The organism is Mangrovibacterium sp. (assembly GCF_041596335.1).
In the GTDB taxonomy this organism is placed as follows: domain Bacteria; phylum Bacteroidota; class Bacteroidia; order Bacteroidales; family Prolixibacteraceae; genus Mangrovibacterium.
In genome coordinates this window covers 36,630-54,956 of record NZ_JBFHIT010000004.1, presented here as the reverse complement: position 1 = coordinate 54,956, position 18,327 = coordinate 36,630, and the positions used below count along the sequence as shown (strand labels likewise).

General features: G+C 41.0%; 9 protein-coding genes. 1 reads left to right on the top strand and 8 read right to left on the bottom strand.

Annotated elements, in window-relative coordinates; translation table 11 throughout:
• Nucleotides 1–27: 27 nt before the first annotated feature.
• The 8 genes from ABZD21_RS02740 to ABZD21_RS02705 all read right to left on the bottom strand — a co-directional run bounded on the left by ABZD21_RS02740 (nt 28) and on the right by ABZD21_RS02705 (nt 17,658).
• Nucleotides 28–1,746 carry a RagB/SusD family nutrient uptake outer membrane protein gene (locus tag ABZD21_RS02740; protein ID WP_372772729.1) on the bottom strand — a complete coding sequence of 573 codons (1,719 nt, stop codon included), beginning with the start codon at nt 1,744–1,746 and terminating at the stop codon, nt 28–30.
• Nucleotides 1,747–1,770: 24 nt separating this feature from the next.
• The gene (locus ABZD21_RS02735; RefSeq protein WP_372772728.1) at nt 1,771–4,803 is read right to left on the bottom strand and encodes a SusC/RagA family TonB-linked outer membrane protein; all 3,033 of its coding nucleotides are present in this window, start codon (nt 4,801–4,803) and stop codon (nt 1,771–1,773) included.
• A gap of 40 nt (nt 4,804–4,843) precedes the next feature.
• Nucleotides 4,844–6,670, bottom strand: coding sequence for a RagB/SusD family nutrient uptake outer membrane protein (locus ABZD21_RS02730; RefSeq protein ID WP_372772727.1), 1,827 nt, complete (start codon nt 6,668–6,670; stop codon nt 4,844–4,846).
• Between the two features lie 13 nt (nt 6,671–6,683).
• Nucleotides 6,684–9,839, bottom strand: a complete 3,156-nt coding sequence (locus ABZD21_RS02725) for a SusC/RagA family TonB-linked outer membrane protein (protein WP_372772725.1) — start codon at nt 9,837–9,839, stop codon at nt 6,684–6,686.
• Between the two features lie 326 nt (nt 9,840–10,165).
• On the bottom strand, nt 10,166–13,714 hold the full coding sequence (locus ABZD21_RS02720; RefSeq protein WP_372772724.1) for a family 78 glycoside hydrolase catalytic domain: 3,549 nt from the start codon (nt 13,712–13,714) through the stop codon (nt 10,166–10,168).
• A 640-nt stretch (nt 13,715–14,354) separates the two neighbouring features.
• Nucleotides 14,355–15,200: a hypothetical protein gene (locus ABZD21_RS02715; RefSeq protein ID WP_372772723.1), complete on the bottom strand. Its 846-nt coding sequence runs from the start codon at nt 15,198–15,200 to the stop codon at nt 14,355–14,357.
• Between the two features lie 17 nt (nt 15,201–15,217).
• On the bottom strand, nt 15,218–15,850 hold the full coding sequence (locus ABZD21_RS02710) for an indolepyruvate oxidoreductase subunit beta (RefSeq protein ID WP_372772722.1): 633 nt from the start codon (nt 15,848–15,850) through the stop codon (nt 15,218–15,220).
• Nucleotides 15,851–15,852: 2 nt separating this feature from the next.
• The gene (locus ABZD21_RS02705; protein WP_372772720.1) at nt 15,853–17,658 is read right to left on the bottom strand and encodes a thiamine pyrophosphate-dependent enzyme; all 1,806 of its coding nucleotides are present in this window, start codon (nt 17,656–17,658) and stop codon (nt 15,853–15,855) included.
• Between the two features lie 219 nt (nt 17,659–17,877).
• Here ABZD21_RS02705 and ABZD21_RS02700 point away from each other — a divergent pair, with 219 nt between their 5' ends.
• Nucleotides 17,878–18,051 carry an AraC family transcriptional regulator gene (locus tag ABZD21_RS02700; RefSeq protein WP_372772719.1) on the top strand — a complete coding sequence of 58 codons (174 nt, stop codon included), beginning with the start codon at nt 17,878–17,880 and terminating at the stop codon, nt 18,049–18,051.
• The last annotated feature ends 276 nt before the right edge of the window (nt 18,052–18,327 follow it).

The window sequence follows — 18,327 nt, the reverse complement described above, 5'->3', positions numbered from 1 at the left end:
CTTGTTCAATTAAATTATTCATTAATCCTACCAACCGCTATTCTGAACTAATTCTGAATATTTCAGAACTTCCTGATACGGAATTGGCATATAGGTAGCATAAGATGGATAATTTCGTGTTTCAACAGCTGGAATTTCAACATAAGCAGTTCCGTCATGGAAATAACCTTTAGCTGTTTCAGTTAGTGATAAGCCCCATCTTCTAAGATCCCAGAAGCGGTGTCCCTCGAAACAAAGTTCCAAACGACGCTCATTTCTGATCAATTCGCGCATAGCCTCTTTGGTACTAACAGTAGCCAAATAAGCATCTGGTTGCGTAATTCCTGCTCGCTTACGAATTGCTGATATAACATCCATTGCTGATATTCCATTCACACTATAATTGGGACCTCCAATTTCGTTGGCTGCCTCAGCAAGGATCAGAAACAGTTCGGTATATCTGAAATAGACATCGTAGTGCGGTTTACCAACAGTTGATCCATCATTATTGATCCGTACGTCAGGACGAAGCAATTTTTTAAGATAATAACCAGTCGTGGTTGATTGTTCTGAGATTGAATCCAATCGGTCAATTCCACCGCCAAAACCGGTATTGATTGTGCCTCCTCCGAAAGAAGAGCCATTAAGAACAATGTATTTCGCTAAACGAGGATCCCTGTTCGCGTAAGGATTTTGCGGATCAAAACCATTTTCTTCAGTTGCCGGCAAACCACTTTTCATCGGGAAAGCCATCACCAGGTTGTGTGTTGGATTAATCTCGCCTTTACCATTTACAGAAGGAGGGAACATTCTTGCTTCATAGGTTGAACTATTACTACCAATTGAACCTCGCCATAGCATTTCGCCGCTGTCTTTGCCATTGTCTGATGTATAAAACTCAACACCACCTGCAACCAAACCGGAGGTTCCACCAATAGTACTTAATACTTCACTCGACAGGTTTGCTGCGATTTCGTAATATCCTGCACCGTTTAAAAACGACGGACTAGCGGCAAATAAAGCCAAGCGAGCCTTTAGCGCTTTTACAATCCGACCTGAAATACGGAGGTCATACTGTGATCCGTTGACTACTTTATATTTTTCGAAATCGACATTTGAATATTTAGCATCAACATCGGCTTCGCTATCCGAGTAGTCAGTTGGCAATAAATCAAGCGCTTCATCAAAATCGGCCATAATTGCTTCTACGGTTGCCTCGAATGACAAACGTGGAAGATTGAAGTCACCATCAGAACCAATAAACTCGGTAAAGTATTGGATTCCCAACAATTCACCTGAAGCTGATTTACCTGCATGAGCCTGCAATACATAAAAATGATACAATCCCCTTAGTGCAAGCGCCTCTCCTTTTAAACGCTCGTTGAATAGCTCATTGATCTCCGCGTCCCGGTTCCATAGTACTTCACCTTCTTCAACAATATCAATAAACTGATTCAGGTAAAACACTTTTTCATACTTAGTCCAATTCGAAGCAGGATTATATTGCGCCGTCAACTCACCGTTAGCCATTCGCTTGTATCCATTGCTCTGTTGATTATTTACCGCATCATCGGTTCCGGCTTCCGAAAATATAAATTGATCGTTCAGCGAGGTGTATCCCTGCAACAATATTCCTTCTGCTGTTTCAGGGTCAGATCCAATATAGTCAATGGTTAAACGGTTTTCATCAACCGGTTCGAGCATGTTGCAAGCAACCATACCAGCAAAAGCCAGCACAATCGTTGTATATTTTATAAACTTTCTCATTTAATCTTAATTTTTGTGATTGAATTAAAATGACGTTCTTAAACCAAGCGTATAAGATCGAAATTGAGGATTTCCACCAATATTCAACTGACGAATATCGCTGTTCTTAGCTAGTTGCAAGAGATTAGATCCGGCAAGACTTACACTTAGTTTGTTCATCCCAATTTTCTTGCAAACATTCTTGCTGAATTCATAGGTTAACTGAGCACGTCTTACTGAGAAATAACTATTGTCGTACATCCAAAATGTTGACCGCTGGAAGTTGTTTTGATTTGTTTGCGACGACAATCTTGGGAAGGTAGCTGTACTGGCAGTCTCGGGAGTCCAACGTCCCAATACTGTTTCAGAGTATTTATCGTTACCATCAACCCAATAATAGTCGTCCGACAGATTTCCTTCGCTTCCAAACTGACCGGAACCAAGAACAAACAAACTAAATCCTTTGTACTTAAGCTTAAAGTTTACGCCATACGACCAAGGGCTGCTGGTTTGTCCAATGTGTTTTTTGTCTGTATTGTCAATCACATTATCACCATTTTGATCCAGGTATTTTATGTCGCCTGGTTGCACGGTACCATATGAGGGAACAGCCATGTCTTCCTGCAAGGTTAAGTTTCCTTCCCCGTCAACAGTAAAGTCATTTTCAGAATAGAAACCATCGTCGACCAAACCAAAGATGGCACTTGTAGGTTTTCCAACTGTATTCTGGTAATCGTAGGCGTTAATTTCGTCGCGCTTGGCCACTTCGGCTTTAGCGTACAAAATATTCGCGCCAATATTTACAGTAAAATCGTTACTCGTTTTCTTGTAATCAATCCCAAGTTCAAAACCACTGTACGAATCCTTATCGTAGTTGTTTAATGGTCTAAAGTCGGTATAATAAGAAGGGTACACGTTCGTCAATGAAGTCAACTGCTTATCCATGTCTGTTTTAAAGTAGTTAAATTCAACCCAGAGTGATTTAAACAAATAACTTTCAAAACCTAGGTTCAAGTCAATGCGTTCTTCAAATCCCAAATTGCGGTTCGCACCTTGTCTGAGGTTTTTTGCACGGTTTGAGCTTTGTCCGTCAGCCCAGGTAACCGTAGAACCATTGCTGTAGTCTTCGTTGTATAAATAGTAACCACTAATTCCTAAATCAGACTTAATAATTCCACCTGTTGCTTTCACTTTCAAAAAGTCGATGAAATCGATATCCTTAATAAATTGTTCCTGACTAAGAATATAAGCAACACCTAAAGTTGGTGATAGCCCACCTCGGTTACCTTCAGGCAATTTGATTGAGTTGATGTAAGCTGCATTAATTTCAGCGAACAATTTCTTCTTGTAATCGTAGGCTACCTGAAGTCCCACATGTGCATTCCGATCAGCCTGAATAACACCCTCTTCACTCTGTGAATTTACATACCCCAACAGTGTTGTATTAAGCGAGTGGTTCTCTTTAATCGTTGTTTGATAATTCAACAATCCATAAAACCCAAAACGTGATACTAAACTATTGGTACTCACATTTTCTGTTAAATCCTTTTCATCAACATCGCCATAAGGTGTCAGTCCAACAATCCGGTCTCCATCCCATGTTGGTTCGTAAACTGAATATTTATTGTTCAGAGTGAGGTTATACGCATCGTAGAAATCAAAACTCAAATAAGTTTTTGCCGACAAACCTTTCGTGATCATATCCAGGTCGAAATCGATTGAATTGTTGAACTGTGTTGAGCGGAAAATTGAATTTCGATAACCACCGGCAATAACATCGGCAACCGGAGCGTCTTCTTTAAACTGTTGAGATCCGCCAAGTAACATGCCACCATATTGCCCTGCTGCTGCCACTTGTGCAGCCAATTCGGGGTTTCCGGTTGTGTCAATCATTGAAACAGGAAACAAAGGAGCATACAAATTGGGTTTAAAGGTGGTCCCTTCGTCTAATAAATTCGACAAGGAGCTTTTGCTCGAACTGACGATTGCTACCGCATCAATACTGCTTCGGATAAAGTCGTTTACTTTAAAATCGATATTACCTCTAACATTGAAGCGGTTTGTACCGGCATTCGCATCCGGATTGGTTTTAACCAGCGACTGATCGTAGTTCCAGCCCATATTCACGTAATACTGGGTTTTTTCATCCCCTCCTGAAAACTCCGTAATAATGTCGGCTGAATTAGTAAACGAACGCAGATATTCACTGGAATAAAAATCGGTATTCGGGTAACGGTATTTATTTGTACTGGTTGCGAATTCTTCGATCAATGCCGAATCATAATAGTTATCCAAACCATCATTGTTTCTGGCTTCGTTGTAGAGCTGCATGTATTGGGTCGATCCCAGATATTTCGGTAACGAGATTGGCTCATTCATTCCGTAACGAATACTTACGTTCGCCTGTCTGTTGTTTACAGCTCCTCGTTTCGTGTTAATTACAATAACACCGTTCTTTGCCTGATTACCGTAAAGTGCAACTGCGCTTGCATCCTTAAGAACGGTTATTTGGTCGATCTCTTCGGTATTCAGGATATCGGGATTACGCCCAATTACACCGTCGATTACAAAGAGAGCAGTACCTAATCCTCTGATGTTATTAGAACCTTTAACGCCGAGCAATAAACCATCAATATAGTCTTTAACCCGCTGCGTGTGGTCGTAGGTCATGTTGTCATTGGGAGTAATCGATGAAACCGCGCCAACCATATCGCGTCTGTACTGGGTGTTGATTCCCATCTTTACTTTATCCCTTTCAGAAGCAAGAAATATCGACTTCTTTAAGGTAATATTTCCGGCTAGATCAGCGATTGAAAGGTATTGAGAATCGTAGCCTTTTTTCTCCACAACGATTGCCTTATTCCCTTCAACCGTGATTTCAAAATTTCCATCAGCATTGGTTGTTGCCTGAACTCCTTTGGGGGCGAAAATATCCACCCCGCTAAGCGGAACTCCTTGTTCGTCAACTATCGTTGCTGTTACATTTGTTCCTTTTGTTTGAGCTCCCGCATAATTAGCAAAACAAAATATAGCCAGGACCCCCAAAAAGAGTAACTTATATAATCTATTTTTCTTCATTTTTTCTTCTTTAAATTAATTAAAACAAATCGATCGGAATTTACCAGCCTGGGTTTTGAGGGAACCCTTCGTAGAACTGGGTTTGATTTGCTTCAAATGGCAACCAAAAGTGTTTCGGATAATCGCATACCCTGGTCGTCAGCACATATTCACGGAAATAGGAATGATCCTGTGGAAAATCCAGCGCTGTTTTAATTTTATATTTATCCAAGTGGGCTACTCCCCAGCGACGAATATCTACCCAGCGGTGGGCTTCATACGATAATTCAACACTACGTTCACGTCTCAATTCATCCATAAATTTATTGGCATTGGCTACAATTGCAGAATTAACGCGAGGAATACCAGCTCTGTCGCGCAATGCATTAATCGCGCCCTCTGCTGTCAGGTTGTATGAAGTAGGGGCTGTAGTTGCTCCTTTTGCCGCGTGTAGTGCTTCGGCATACATCAAGTATACATCCGTAAGTCTCATGTGCAGACGCATTCCGATGTATTGACTGATAATGTTATTCCATCTACTGTGCAGTGTAGGATAAAATTTCTTCTGAAAATAGCCTGTTTTGGAAGTATTGTTCCTTACACGGTGCTCACCGCCTGTATAAAGTTGAGCAAATTTATGCTCGTCGGGAGCAGTTGCTTTGGTTGCCAACACATCACCGTCGGCAACAATCCATTTATAAAAACGCGGATCGCGGTTTTCGAATGGTTCATTCGGATCATAGGTTGGGGTTCCGTAGGCGCCACTCATATCATCTTCGATTGACAAGCCATTGGCCATTCCAAAATTATTATAGATAAAGTTATGCGTAGGGCTCTGCATTGCAGATCCTGAAATTGCAGTGATATAAGAGTCCATCCCTGCGGTCATAAATCGTCTGGCCGACATTTCATGTCCTCCGGGTGCGGTAAAAATAAGCTCGGTACTGCCTGGCCAAACTCTGCGACTTGGGCTTTTCCAAAATACCTCTTCATACTGATCAAATGGCACTAAGGCATACACCCCCTCGTCAACCAGGTCAAGCACTTTTGCAAATGCATCAACGGCCATATTGCTCAACTCGGTATCGTACACATAAGTATCAATACTGGATTCATTATTAGAATGCATTAAAGGGCTGGCTGCAAAAAGAAGGTTTTTACCTTGAAAAGCGTAAGCAGCACCTTTCGTAACCCGACCTTTATTTTCGCCTAACGTTTTTTGCCCGTATGGCATTGTATCCCAATCAACAGGCAACAACTCGATTGCTTTCTTATAATCCTCATTGGCTTCCAATGCACATTCTTTGTAGGTTGCAGGACGAGGAAGTTCGTAATCATCGGTAATCACTTCTTTGATGTATGGGAAACGTCCCCAGAATTTCATGATCTCGTTATGGAAAAAAGCCCTGAAGAAATAGGCTTGTCCAAGAATAACGTCTCTTTCGTCCTGTGTTGCATTGACCATCAGATCAATATTCTGGATCGCTATGTTTGCTTTACGAATCCCCTGTAGGCTGGCATCCCAAAGACCAGGTCTGTTACGGGCCTGAGAATTACTGATATCATCTGTTCCGTTACCATTGAGATAACAATATTTGTGGCTCGACCAAAATGCCAGGTTTCCCCGATCAATATTGCTGCTTGCCTTAAAGGTCGCTTCAGAATAGGCGTCATCGCCAAATATGTATTCCTGGAACGTATGCCCGGCTGTACCGTAGTCAACCACAAGCATATAGATTTCTTCAACAAAACCTTGGGCATGATCGAAGTCTTTAAAGACATCCTCCTCGGCCAATGTTGATTCCGGAGCTTTGTCTAAGTAATCCTCACATGAAAATGAGAACAAAAGCGCCAGTATAAATAATGAATTTATGATATATCTTTTCATCTGGTCTTAGTTTTTAGAAATTTAAGTTTAAACCTAGATTAAATCTTTTCATCGTCGGATAATCTCCCCTGAAATCAGAGTCGGCTGTCGTAGTACCGTTATATTCACGATCATCAGGCAAGTCAGTCCATAGTGCCAGGTTGTTACCATTTACGTATACTTTCAGTGAGCTAACGCCTAATTTTTCACAAAAGTTTTTCGGTATATCGTACGAAAGCTCAACAGTTTTAAGTCTTAAAACCGATGCGTCATAATAGTTGGCTCTAGGATCGGTTGCTCCTTCTGTAACCCGCCAGTCATCAATTGTCTTGACTCCGTCAGGATTTTCTTTTGACCAGTAGCCCAAATCCTGTTCGAAAATTAAATCCGTTTGATTTGTAAAAGTTCTACTTCCAAAGTTTCTGGTAGAGTTTTGCGCTCCGTAGAGTTGTACCATTACATTGAACCCTTTATAACCAGCACCCGCAGTTAGGTTCCAGGTTTTTTGCGGACGTTCAGTATAACCAAAAGGTGCGTTATCGTATGCGCTATTGTATGATCCATCGCCGTCAAAGTCAACAACATCGTAGTAGCCTAAACGAGTATATTGCTGACCCGACACTTTTGGTGTGGACATGTATACATCGTCCCAACTAGTCATTATTTCTGTTGGTATTGCAGTTCGTATCTGCCCAATTGGGTATCCTTCAGCTTTTTGGTAAAACGGACGCAATGCCGGATCCTCTCGGTAAATAACTTCATCTTTGGCGTTGGTTAAGCTGTATTTAGCCCAAACATCAATCCCATTATGGAATTTATGATTTACGCCTAACACCAACTCATAACCTTTTACTTCTACCTCTCCACTGTTATAATCCGGTGGAGCTGTTCCATACAAATCAGGGACACTGCGCTGATCTCCGGAAATAAGAATATTGTCGCGATTCTCCGTGAAATAGTCAAAATCAACCGTTATCGCGTTTTCCCATATTGATACTTCGGCTCCGATGTTTGACTTAACCGCTGTTTCCCACTGAAGATCGGGGTTTCCAACACTCAATTCTTGATACATCAGATAAGGAGAACTTGCGGTATAGTTACTGGGAACCAGGTAGGCATTTCCTCCACTACCCCATTGAGTCAGATATTTCCATCTTCCGTCGAAGTTATCGTCACCAACTAAACCGTATGAACCTCTTAGTTTTAATTTGTCGAGCCAGGTTAAACCACCCATAAATGATTCATTTGAAATCATCCAACCCAAAGCGGCCGAGGGGAAAAGATCGAATCGGTAACCGGGTCCAAATTTTTCAGAACCGTTATACGCCCCATTCACATCGAGGAAATATTTTGAATCGTAGTTATAGGTTAAGCGCCCTACCCAGTCTTCGCGAAAACGAGGGAACATATTCCCTTTTGCATACTCTTCGCGTTTCATCAGAAATAATGCGGAAACATTATGCACCTTGGCAAAAACATTGGCATAATTCAGAGAAAGCTCATAATTCACGCGGCGCTCCCGCGTGCCGTCCTGAACTTCCGGCGTTCCTAAACTCCATGGCTGCACAACAAAGTCGAAGTCATTCACTCCACTTGGAGACAGAATAGTCTCGGTTTCACCGTCATACACCCGATAAATCACATTCTCAAGTCCATCAGATCCACTATCAGATAACGATTGTTTACTGGTCATGCTGTTATCGAACGAAAACTTCCCTTTAAAAGATAAGCCCTTGGTGATAAAATCAAGTTCTTGCTCCAGCATGAAATCACTGTTTATCTGAAACTTATTGTAGGTATCGTAGCCCGTGTTGGTTAAACTAACAATCGGATTTGTTATCCCAAAGGCGTCATTTTTGTATTGTCCATAGTAACCATCAGGATATACGGGGGTATACAGGTTCGGAGCAATCTCATAAATTCCGTTTACCACTGTATTCAAATTACTGGGTTTCTCCTGGATTCCCAAGTAACCTGAAAGGTTCACCGACACTTTTGTAGTCTTTGTAATATTAAAGTCGATATTACTTCGGTAGTTAAATCGGTCGTATTTATATTCACCTAAATACCCTTTTCCGCTATCGTAATTTGATCCATCGAAAATATCACTTACCGACTGGTATGATAAACTTCCGAAGTACTTTGCAAAATCAGATCCTCCACGTACCGATAAATTGATTCGGAAATCCTGAGCAAAGTCTTTAATGATTTCGTCCTCCCAATCCACATTCGGATACATGTAGCTTTCTTCTTCCGTTAAAGGGTTGCGATATTTTTCAATTATGCTCATTGGAGTATAATCAGCCCATGATTCATTAGAATACATCACTTCGTTCATAATGGCTCTGTTAGCTTCCATTATCGCGTCATATGAATCAAGTTTCTGTGGCAGCTTTGACACCATCTTAATAGTCGTGTTAGCCGACAAGGAAAGTTGTGCTTTACCGGTTTTTCCACGCTTGGTTGTAATCAGGATTACACCGTTTGCTCCTTTCACACCGAAAACGGCTGTAGCCGATGCATCTTTCAAAACTGAAATCTGGTCGATCTCGTTCATGTCAATATCACTCATGGTCCTTTCAACCCCGTCAACAAGGATCAGTGGTTGACCTGAACCGTTCCATGAACTTTGACCACGAATATAGATTTTCATATCGTTCTCGCCAGGAATACCACTACCTTGCAGGGTTGTGACACCGGGAAGGCGTCCTTGCAGAGCTTCGCCCACATTGGTTACACCACCTGCTTTTTGCAAGTCTTCGCCTGTTGCCTGGGTAATTGCTCCGACAACACTCTCCTTCTTTTGAACACCATAACCAACCACTACAACCTCATCAACACCAATAGAAGTCTCTTCTAAAACGATATTGAATTTTGTTGTTTGGCCGATGACGATTTCCTGAGTTGTAAAACCGACAAAAGAGATAGACAGAATTTTGGCACCATCCGGAACATTAATCGTAAAGATTCCATCGAAATCAGTAATCGCGCCGATGGTAGTTCCCTGAACAACGACTGTTGCTCCTGGGATGGGCTCACCTTGTCCGTCTTTAACTACACCGGTCAATTTTTTTTCTTTCTGCAGCGAACTATTATCGAGATTATTCTCCTGCAGATTCTGCTTGCTTCCGTCGTTAGCGCTTAATTTTGTTGCAGACACAAACAAAACAAGCAAACTCAACGTTATCATTAGCAGTAATTTTCTTAAGTTCCTGACTAAAGGAACCCAACCAATATTTTTTTCCATAAATTTGATTTGGTTTTGATTTGCACTAAAAAAGTAAATAAGATTTGCGGTTAAAACTTTGGGCAGGATATATTGCAACTATAGCCTGTCCTTTTTCATTTCCAAATTTTCCTTTGTTATTAAGCATTTTTAAGTCATAGTTATTAGCGTTTTTAAGTTCATTACGTTGTCAGAAAAAAGCAATTGTGACACCTACATAAATTCAAGTCGTACTCATCAGTTCCCTATATTGCTTTTCAATTAGTCGTATCGTACTGTTTAAAATCCGGTCAAAAGGTATTCACTGTAAGTCCGATCCTATTAGCTCCCGGTTTCAACATAATAAATCCCATGGCGGTATTAACCGTTTCTCCATTTAAGGTCACTACGTCTTCCGATGACAGGTTCAGGTGAAACTTACCTCCCATATTTGCAGGCAACTCGATTGTGTATGAGGCCGATCTATTATTTATCTTCCTGAATTCGGCTCTAATTTGCCCTTTGATTGTAGGCACAACAATGGAGTTCGATTTCAACGATCCCATTTGCGGTCTAATCTCGACAATATCAAATCCGGGTTTATTTGGCTTTATGCCCCACATCCCCCGGGGAATAATATTCGCTGGTACTGCCCCCCAGGCATGGTTCCAGTCGCCATTCGATTTGTATTTCATATCCCATGCTTCCAGTGTCATGGTTGCACCAATCTTTATCATGTTGTACCAGCTGCGATCGTGCGTTGCTGTCATTAAATCGAGGGCATAATCAGCTTCGCCAGCATTATATAATGCCTCCATCAAATATTGGGAACCGTAAACACTGCAGGCCATACCTCGTGATTTCACATATTTGACGACACTCTCTTTTCTGGCTTCCGGCACGACGTCAAAAGCAAGTAAAATCATATTGGCATGTAACGAGGCATGATCGGTACCAACACCATCAACGTAATACCCCTTCTCTTCATCGAACATGCGTTCGTTTATCGATTTTTTAACTTGCGCAGCTCTGAATTCGAAGTCCAAGGCTTCGTTCGCTTTATTTAAAACAGTCGCAAATTGAGCCATGATTTTCATATTGTGGTAATAAAAACCATTGACCACAGTATTGATGCGTTTAAACACGTAGCCATCTTGCTCTCCGGGAATTGGACCTTTACCACCAAAATTTTTCGATGGAGGTGGCCAGTCGACAATGTCTCTTAAACGCCTCGTTGTATCCGGGAAACCAAGCTCTAATAAAAAGTCGGCATTGTGATTTGGCGATTCTGTGCTAATAAAACCTTCTTCAACTTCAAGATCCATCAGTGTTTTCACCTTCAAACGCTCGTAATATTTTGCAATCAGCTCAGTATTACCGGTGTACATGTAATCCTGATACATCATCATAGCGACGTGCATTTGCCACTCTGTCGGCCAGGTTGGTTTGCTTTCAAAAAAATACTCAATCGTTTTTCTGGCGATTGCATATTCATTGTCCACACTATAATGGCTCAATTGATTCAAATAGGCATCCGCTTCATAAGGAATTCGTTCGCGATCACCATCAACGTAGTATCCGGTAAACGAGGTGCCTTTCATGGTATATTTACAGATATCCCAAACTTGGTTTAAAATTGGGTTTGAACTGTTAAACGAGCTTGTGGTATAATCGAAATACCCAAAATAAGCCAGCTGAAGAGCCTGCTTTGACTCAAAATTTTCCTCAAGTCCTTCTATTTCAGCATAACGAAATGGCATAATTACCGGAAATGAATCGGGCATAGCCACCGCGAGCTCATTTGTATTTCGCTCGTCCGGAACAAGTTCGAGCAGGTAAGTCTCTTTATCGGGTGTAACTACAAGGTTTACCTCCTGATAACGAATCGTCCCTCCCGGATTCCGATCAATTTTTCCATCCAGCAATTTCTCTCCCAACCTTACGGTTAGTGTTTGCCTGGCTTTTGGTTTATAATGCAGTTCCAATGTGCCAAAGGCATGTTTTCCGAAATCGAAAAAATAACTGCCATCGTTATTTTGGGTTGAATTAACCGGTTCAATTCGTTCTATCTGAAAAAAGTTTGACGAGGTTTTCTCCTCTTTCAATGTGCCTGTTTTAAATTTCTGTACAGCAGAATATTCTGATACTCTGTTGCCTTCATCAAAAATTCTAACTTTCCAAAAATAGGTCGTGTTTGGTTTCAATGGCGCGCTGCCCAATTCCACATCGGTAGATTTATTGCTGCGCACCTGACCGCTATTCCACACATCACCAATATTTTTTTCAATCAGTTCGTTCGTTGAAGAAACCAAAATCTGGTAAGCTTTTTGAATCTCTGCTTGCTCAGGTACAATCCAGCTAAACTCCGGTTTGCTGTCTTCGATCAGGGTTTTTGAAGGTTCCCGGATAAATTCAACATTTAATCCGATCGGAATTCCGGAATACGGATCGGCATATTTTTTCGCCAATTCATTGTTTTTAGCACGAAACTCCAGCAGTTTGTCGCTGTACTTTGGATTATTAGCGAGATTATCGATCTCTTTCGGATCCTTCTTTAGATTGTATAGTTCTTCTATCGACTTATCATTCACGTATCGCAAGTACTTCCATTCGGAAGTCCGCACCCCTTCACTTGGAGGAATACTTTCAAATTCCCAGAGATGCTCAACCAAAACAGTATCACGCCCGATTGATTTTTCGGTTCCTTTAACAATAGGCATTAAACTTTTACCATGCCATGATTTTGGGGCTTCAACTCCTGCCAAATCAGCAATAGTGGCTGGCACATCGGTGTTTAGAGCCATCTCGTCAATGTCCTGATGCTTTTGAACGCGGGGATCATAAATAATTAGCGGAACCCTGACTGAGTTATCATACATCAGCCATTTCCCCGAAACCTGACGTTCGCCAAGAAAAAAGCCATTGTCGCCCATTAAAATAATTACGGTATTATCGGCAAGCCCCTTCTCTTCAAGCTTCTTGCGTATTTTAGTAATCTCCAAATCAACCCCATAAAGCATTCGATAATAGCCCTTTACACTGTGCTGATATTTCTCTGGTGTATCGTATCTCCAATACCAGCGGGTACGATTAAATCCATCCCTTACAATCTGGGGCAGAGCATTAAAATATTTATCGTCGGCTAACTCCGGATCAGGCATGTTCATGTTCTGATACAGTTTATCCTCTTCTTCATCCCAGAAATATTGCTTCGGAGCTCCGTCATGTGCATGCGGTGCACTAAAGCACAACGACAGAGAAAAAGGCTCATCGCCGGAAACATTGTCAATAAAATCGAGCGCTTTTTGTCCGGTGTAACGAGTCAGGTGAACGGTGTCACCATTTAACGTTTTATAATAGTAACCTCTATAGTCTTTATATTGATTTGCCCGGTCGTAATCTTCAATAACGTCGAATAGTTTTTCTTTTTCAGCATACTTTACACCGAATTTTCCAAAAAAACCGGTATAATATCCGGCTTGCTTTAAAAGCGCCGGATAAGATGTCGCCATAAACTCGCTACGAATATCTCCTGTTTGGAACGTGTATTTGTGGGCACGCTCCTGCACCCCTGAAATGATACTGGCCCGACTTGCAGAACAAATGGGCGTTGTTGCAATAGCATTTCTAAAGTAGGTTCCGTTTTCGGCCAGATTATCCATCTCCGGAGTTGTGGCATATTTGTTTCCGGCATAACCTAAAGCACTCCAGCGCTGATCGTCGGTTAAAATGAAAATAATGTTGGGCTTTTTCGAAGTATTGTCTGGCTGGTTTGCTAATTGTTTTCCGGAGGCACTAGCACCAAAGCATAACAGTTGCCCGATAATTACAGAAGTTATTTCAAAAAATTTTCTGTTCATAGTTTGATAGGTTTAATCTCATTCGATTCAAGCTTTGCGGATAACCAAACTTATCCCTCAAATCTGTTTACCTCAAAGCTACCACGAGTAAGCATGTTATTATTATATTATTGTTTCATTAATAGCATGATTGTTTCACTTTTTCAATATTGTGCTAATGTGCAACAATAGTCCTAATATATTGCGAATAACCAGCTGATTTTACTCAGTTTGAAATGGACAATGGAAGATTGTTTTCTTAAAATTCGATCGCTACAATCGGGTGGTGAAGTAAAAAGAGACCATACTGGCGGGTCTGAAACAGGACTGATCCGGTTAATTATTTTGTAACAATAGCTATCGATTTGGGAAACGAATTAGCCTGGCGGACTTCATTTCAGTTGTCTTTTTACAGACTTATGGTCCACAAATTAAAACGAGCGAATTAAAACGAGCGAATTAAAACGAGTACTTTAAATCATAGAATACAACGAAACAAAAGAGTCTCTTAAATTCAATTTGACGACTAAAAAGTACTCCCAAATTTAAATGGAGATCTGTCGCGTTTGGTTTTAAGGTTAGCCAAAAAATCGTCAAACATCATCACCACGTTTATCACTTGGGAGCGATAACAGGTACTAAACGCTCTAGGGTTTCGAGGTTAAATAAATTTGATGGCTTCTTTAACCATCATTTTTTCTTCGATGTTTCGGGACTTTGCCAATTGATTGCAAAGAGAGATCGTTCCGTTCACCAGTACGTCTTGCCCGTTAAAAATTTCTGCACTCATACAGTCTACCGTGCAGGCCAGAATTCCGGCATCGTTTAAATATTCGAGACTTTTTACACCGGCATTATTTTTACCGATTCCGGCATCGTTGAAAAACACGGCCTTAACACGGTGTTTTTGTGCATAATGTCCGGCACTCATACCACCATGAGATCCACAGACAACGATATCGCCGGCATTGTTCTCATTTAAAAAAGTGATACTATCGGTGACGGTGATGGGCACTCCATCAATTTGTACTTGAGCTTGTTTCTTTAAGTCTGCCTTGCTCGCCTTTTCTTCATCGTTATTGCCAGCATCAAAATTCGCGCTTGACTTTGGCGATAAAGGTTGATTGATACTATCGCCTATTTTGGCAACGGCCTCTTTTACTGAATTACCGATTTGGATTCCCGCTGCTTCCGCTTTGGAGTTGATGTGACTAATAATTCCACTTTGCCAGGTATCGCTGGCAATACCAATTTCGGCACTATTGCGATCAACAGCACAGGCCAGAATATTCTCAGCCTCGTAATGTATGAGACCTCTAATTCCTGCCTGGTTTTTTCCAATCCCTGCATTGTTAAGAAAAACCGCTTTAACATGGCAATTCTTTACTTGTCGGGCAAGAGCGCTGTTGCCTCCACAGTGTGATCCACAAACCAAAATCGGGCTGATATTGCCCGGTTGCAAATCACCTAAACTATCCAGCAACACAACACCTTCAGGTAATTCCATATTGTTCCGCTTATGCTCTAGCAATTTACTGCAACTGACTCCCTTACAGCGAGTTCAATGCGGGCAATCTCTACACCCTTCTTGTAGGCCTTCATATTTCCTTCAACAAACTTTGCAGGGACGTTTTCCTTAACAATCTGAATCATTTCATCATGCGAATAGCCTCTGAACTCAGCATAGTAGCCAAGCATTACAATATTCATCATTTTGCTGATATCAAAATCGGAACTTTTGTTCTCATCGGGATCAATAATAAAAGTCTTCTTTCCCGACCGCTTTATCAATTCTGTTTTCGATTCGGGCATATCTTTTTCCAGCTTGGTATTTACACTGGAAGTGCTCAACTCAAAGGTGCTTGAAAAAACGATACCGGCATCTTTCAGGCAATGCAAATAGCGGAGCGTTTCCGTTTGCTCAAAGGAAATCACGTAATCAACATCGCCAGCCTTGATGAAAGGAGAATAGATTGGTTGGGTTGAATATCGGAAATGGCTTTCAACACCTCCGCCGCGCTGGCCTAATCCAATCACATCAGATATTTTCAGCTCGTAGCCATGTTTTAAATAAAACTTGCTTAAGAGGTTGCTGAAAAGGAGAATTCCTTGTCCTCCAACACCAGCTATGAGAATATTTTTTCCTGTATCCTGCATTTTTATGAATTTATGCCATTAAACTTACATGCAGTAGAACAAAGTCCACAGCCCACACAAAGATCCTTGTTAATCACTATTTCAACCTTTCCGTCCTTGCCTTTTTTACTCTCGATAGCCAAACACCCAATATTGATACACTTCCGACATTTCGTGCACAGATCCTGATCAATATATCGAGGGGCATTTTTGGGTAGTTTGAATTTTGTAACACATGGTTTTTTAACGATCACGACAGAATTTGTCTTTGCATTTACCGCCTTTAGAATAGCTTCTTCCAGGTTTTCAAATTCGTAAGCGTCAACCGTTACAATATCTTTTACCCCAATGGCTTCGCATACTTTCGCTATTTCGAGTTTATTTTCAGGTTTGTAATTAAACCCAAACTCACTGGAGGCTATATGCTGACCACCGGTCATTGCCAAACAACTATTGTCAACAATAATCACTGTAGATTGACTGTCGTTGAATATCAGATTCATTAGTCCATTGATTCCGGTTGCCCAAAAGCCCCCGTCACCAATCATTGCCACAAAATTTTCTTTGTGATCTGTTGCAACGTTGTAACCATGAGCCAGCGCAATACTCGACCCCATGCATTTTTGCAGCGAATAGGACTCCATATGCGGAAAGCAACCAATCAGGCCACAGGTAACATCGGCAGCTGCCTTTATTTTGTGCTTTCGTAATATTTGTGATATGAAGAGATGCGAACATCCGGCACAACTAACTGGAAGCCTGAACGGAATACCTTCCATAACAGTTCTTTTTGGTGCATTCGGAACAAGTTTTTCCTCAATGATATCCGGAGTAAAACGAGTCATTTCGGGGAATTTCGGGAATAATTCTTTTCCAATTACCGAAACACCCAGGTCCTTGATGTTCTTTTCCATCAAATCATGACCATCTTCAATCACATAAAGCTCATCCACATGATCGGCCAATTTCCGAATCAACTTTTCAGGAAGCGGCATAACAAGCCCCAACTTTAAAATCGACGCTTCGGGTAGAACTTCTTTAGCATAAAAGTAAGGAGTACCTGCTGTAATTATCCCAATTTTTTTGCCATTCAATTCCAGTTTATTGATATCGAAGCCATTGCAGTCTGATGCCAGGCGCTTCATGTGCGCCGGAAAATCATTGAAGCATTTAGTCAACTTTGGATGCTCGGAGCCTTTGGCATTCATCATCATGGTTGTCATAATAACCTTGCTGAAGCTTACGGGATATCTAACGCTGCATTTTGCCTTGTAAGTATAGTCTTCATCAATGATAACGCTACTGGTAGTCTTACAGATCACGGATGTAATTTTTAGTATTACTGGCGTAGTGTATTCTTCGCTAATCTCAAATGCTTTAACCATTAGGTCTTTAGCCTCTTGGCTGTCGCTTGGCTCCAATACCGGTATATTGAACATATTTCCATAATGACGTACATCATTATAGTCATCACCAGCAATACGGCCTACATCATCGCCAACAACCAATACCAAACCGCCATTAATCTGGCTTCCGGCAGCTCCCCCCAATGCATCGGCTGCTACATGTAAGCCCACTGTTTTCATTACCGCCAAGCTGCGATAGCCCGCAAAAGAAGCGCCAATGGCTACTTCTAAACCCACTTTCTCATTGGTCGACCACTCACAATAGATATCGGGGTATCTCTGCTGGGTATAATCCATTACTTCTGTGGAAGGTGTACCCGGGAAACCAGAAGCAACTTTTACGCCTGCTTCAAAAGCGCCTCTGGCAACTGCTTCGTTGCCATTCATCATTTGCATTACTGTAACCTCGTTTTCTATCTCCATATGTCAAAAGTAATTCCTCTCATACTGAGGATATATCTACAGATTTTTAGTGATTGGAGGCAAAAATAGATTAATTATAGTTTTATTGAAACTTTTACTGATAAATTGATAAAAGAAAGTGGGATTTTTATCTTAATTACAACAATAAGATCTGTAGCCAAAGTTGTCTTTGAGGCCACAAACGAGCTGTTTAACATGGCTTAAGATTTACAGTTTGCAGTGAAACCTTCAGTCGCATTTAAGTTAAAAGCGAGTTCATTAAATTCATCAAAGGCCAAATATCAATTGGCTGATTTAATGCACATGAGTCGCACGAGTTTTTACAGAAAATTTAAGAGTATTACAGATATTTCACCGAAAGATTACATTTTCAATTTCATTCAAAAAAGTTAAAGGAGTTTCTCCGCTTCAGTTTAAACGAATAAAATAATTGCAGCAGAGTAAAATCTTGTACTATCCTCCTGACTTAAACTGCTTCAGAAAGTCATCATCCAGTAATTCTTCTTCTCAGTGTAATTTTAAATTAACGAAAAATACCGGGAGATAACCCTCGGTATTTTAATTTTTACACAGTTAATGAGATAATACTTAAAATCTTGTATCTATTCTACATGCTGTCTGATTTCTGACTCGACTTTCTTATTTGGTTGGATTGGCATTGGTATCACT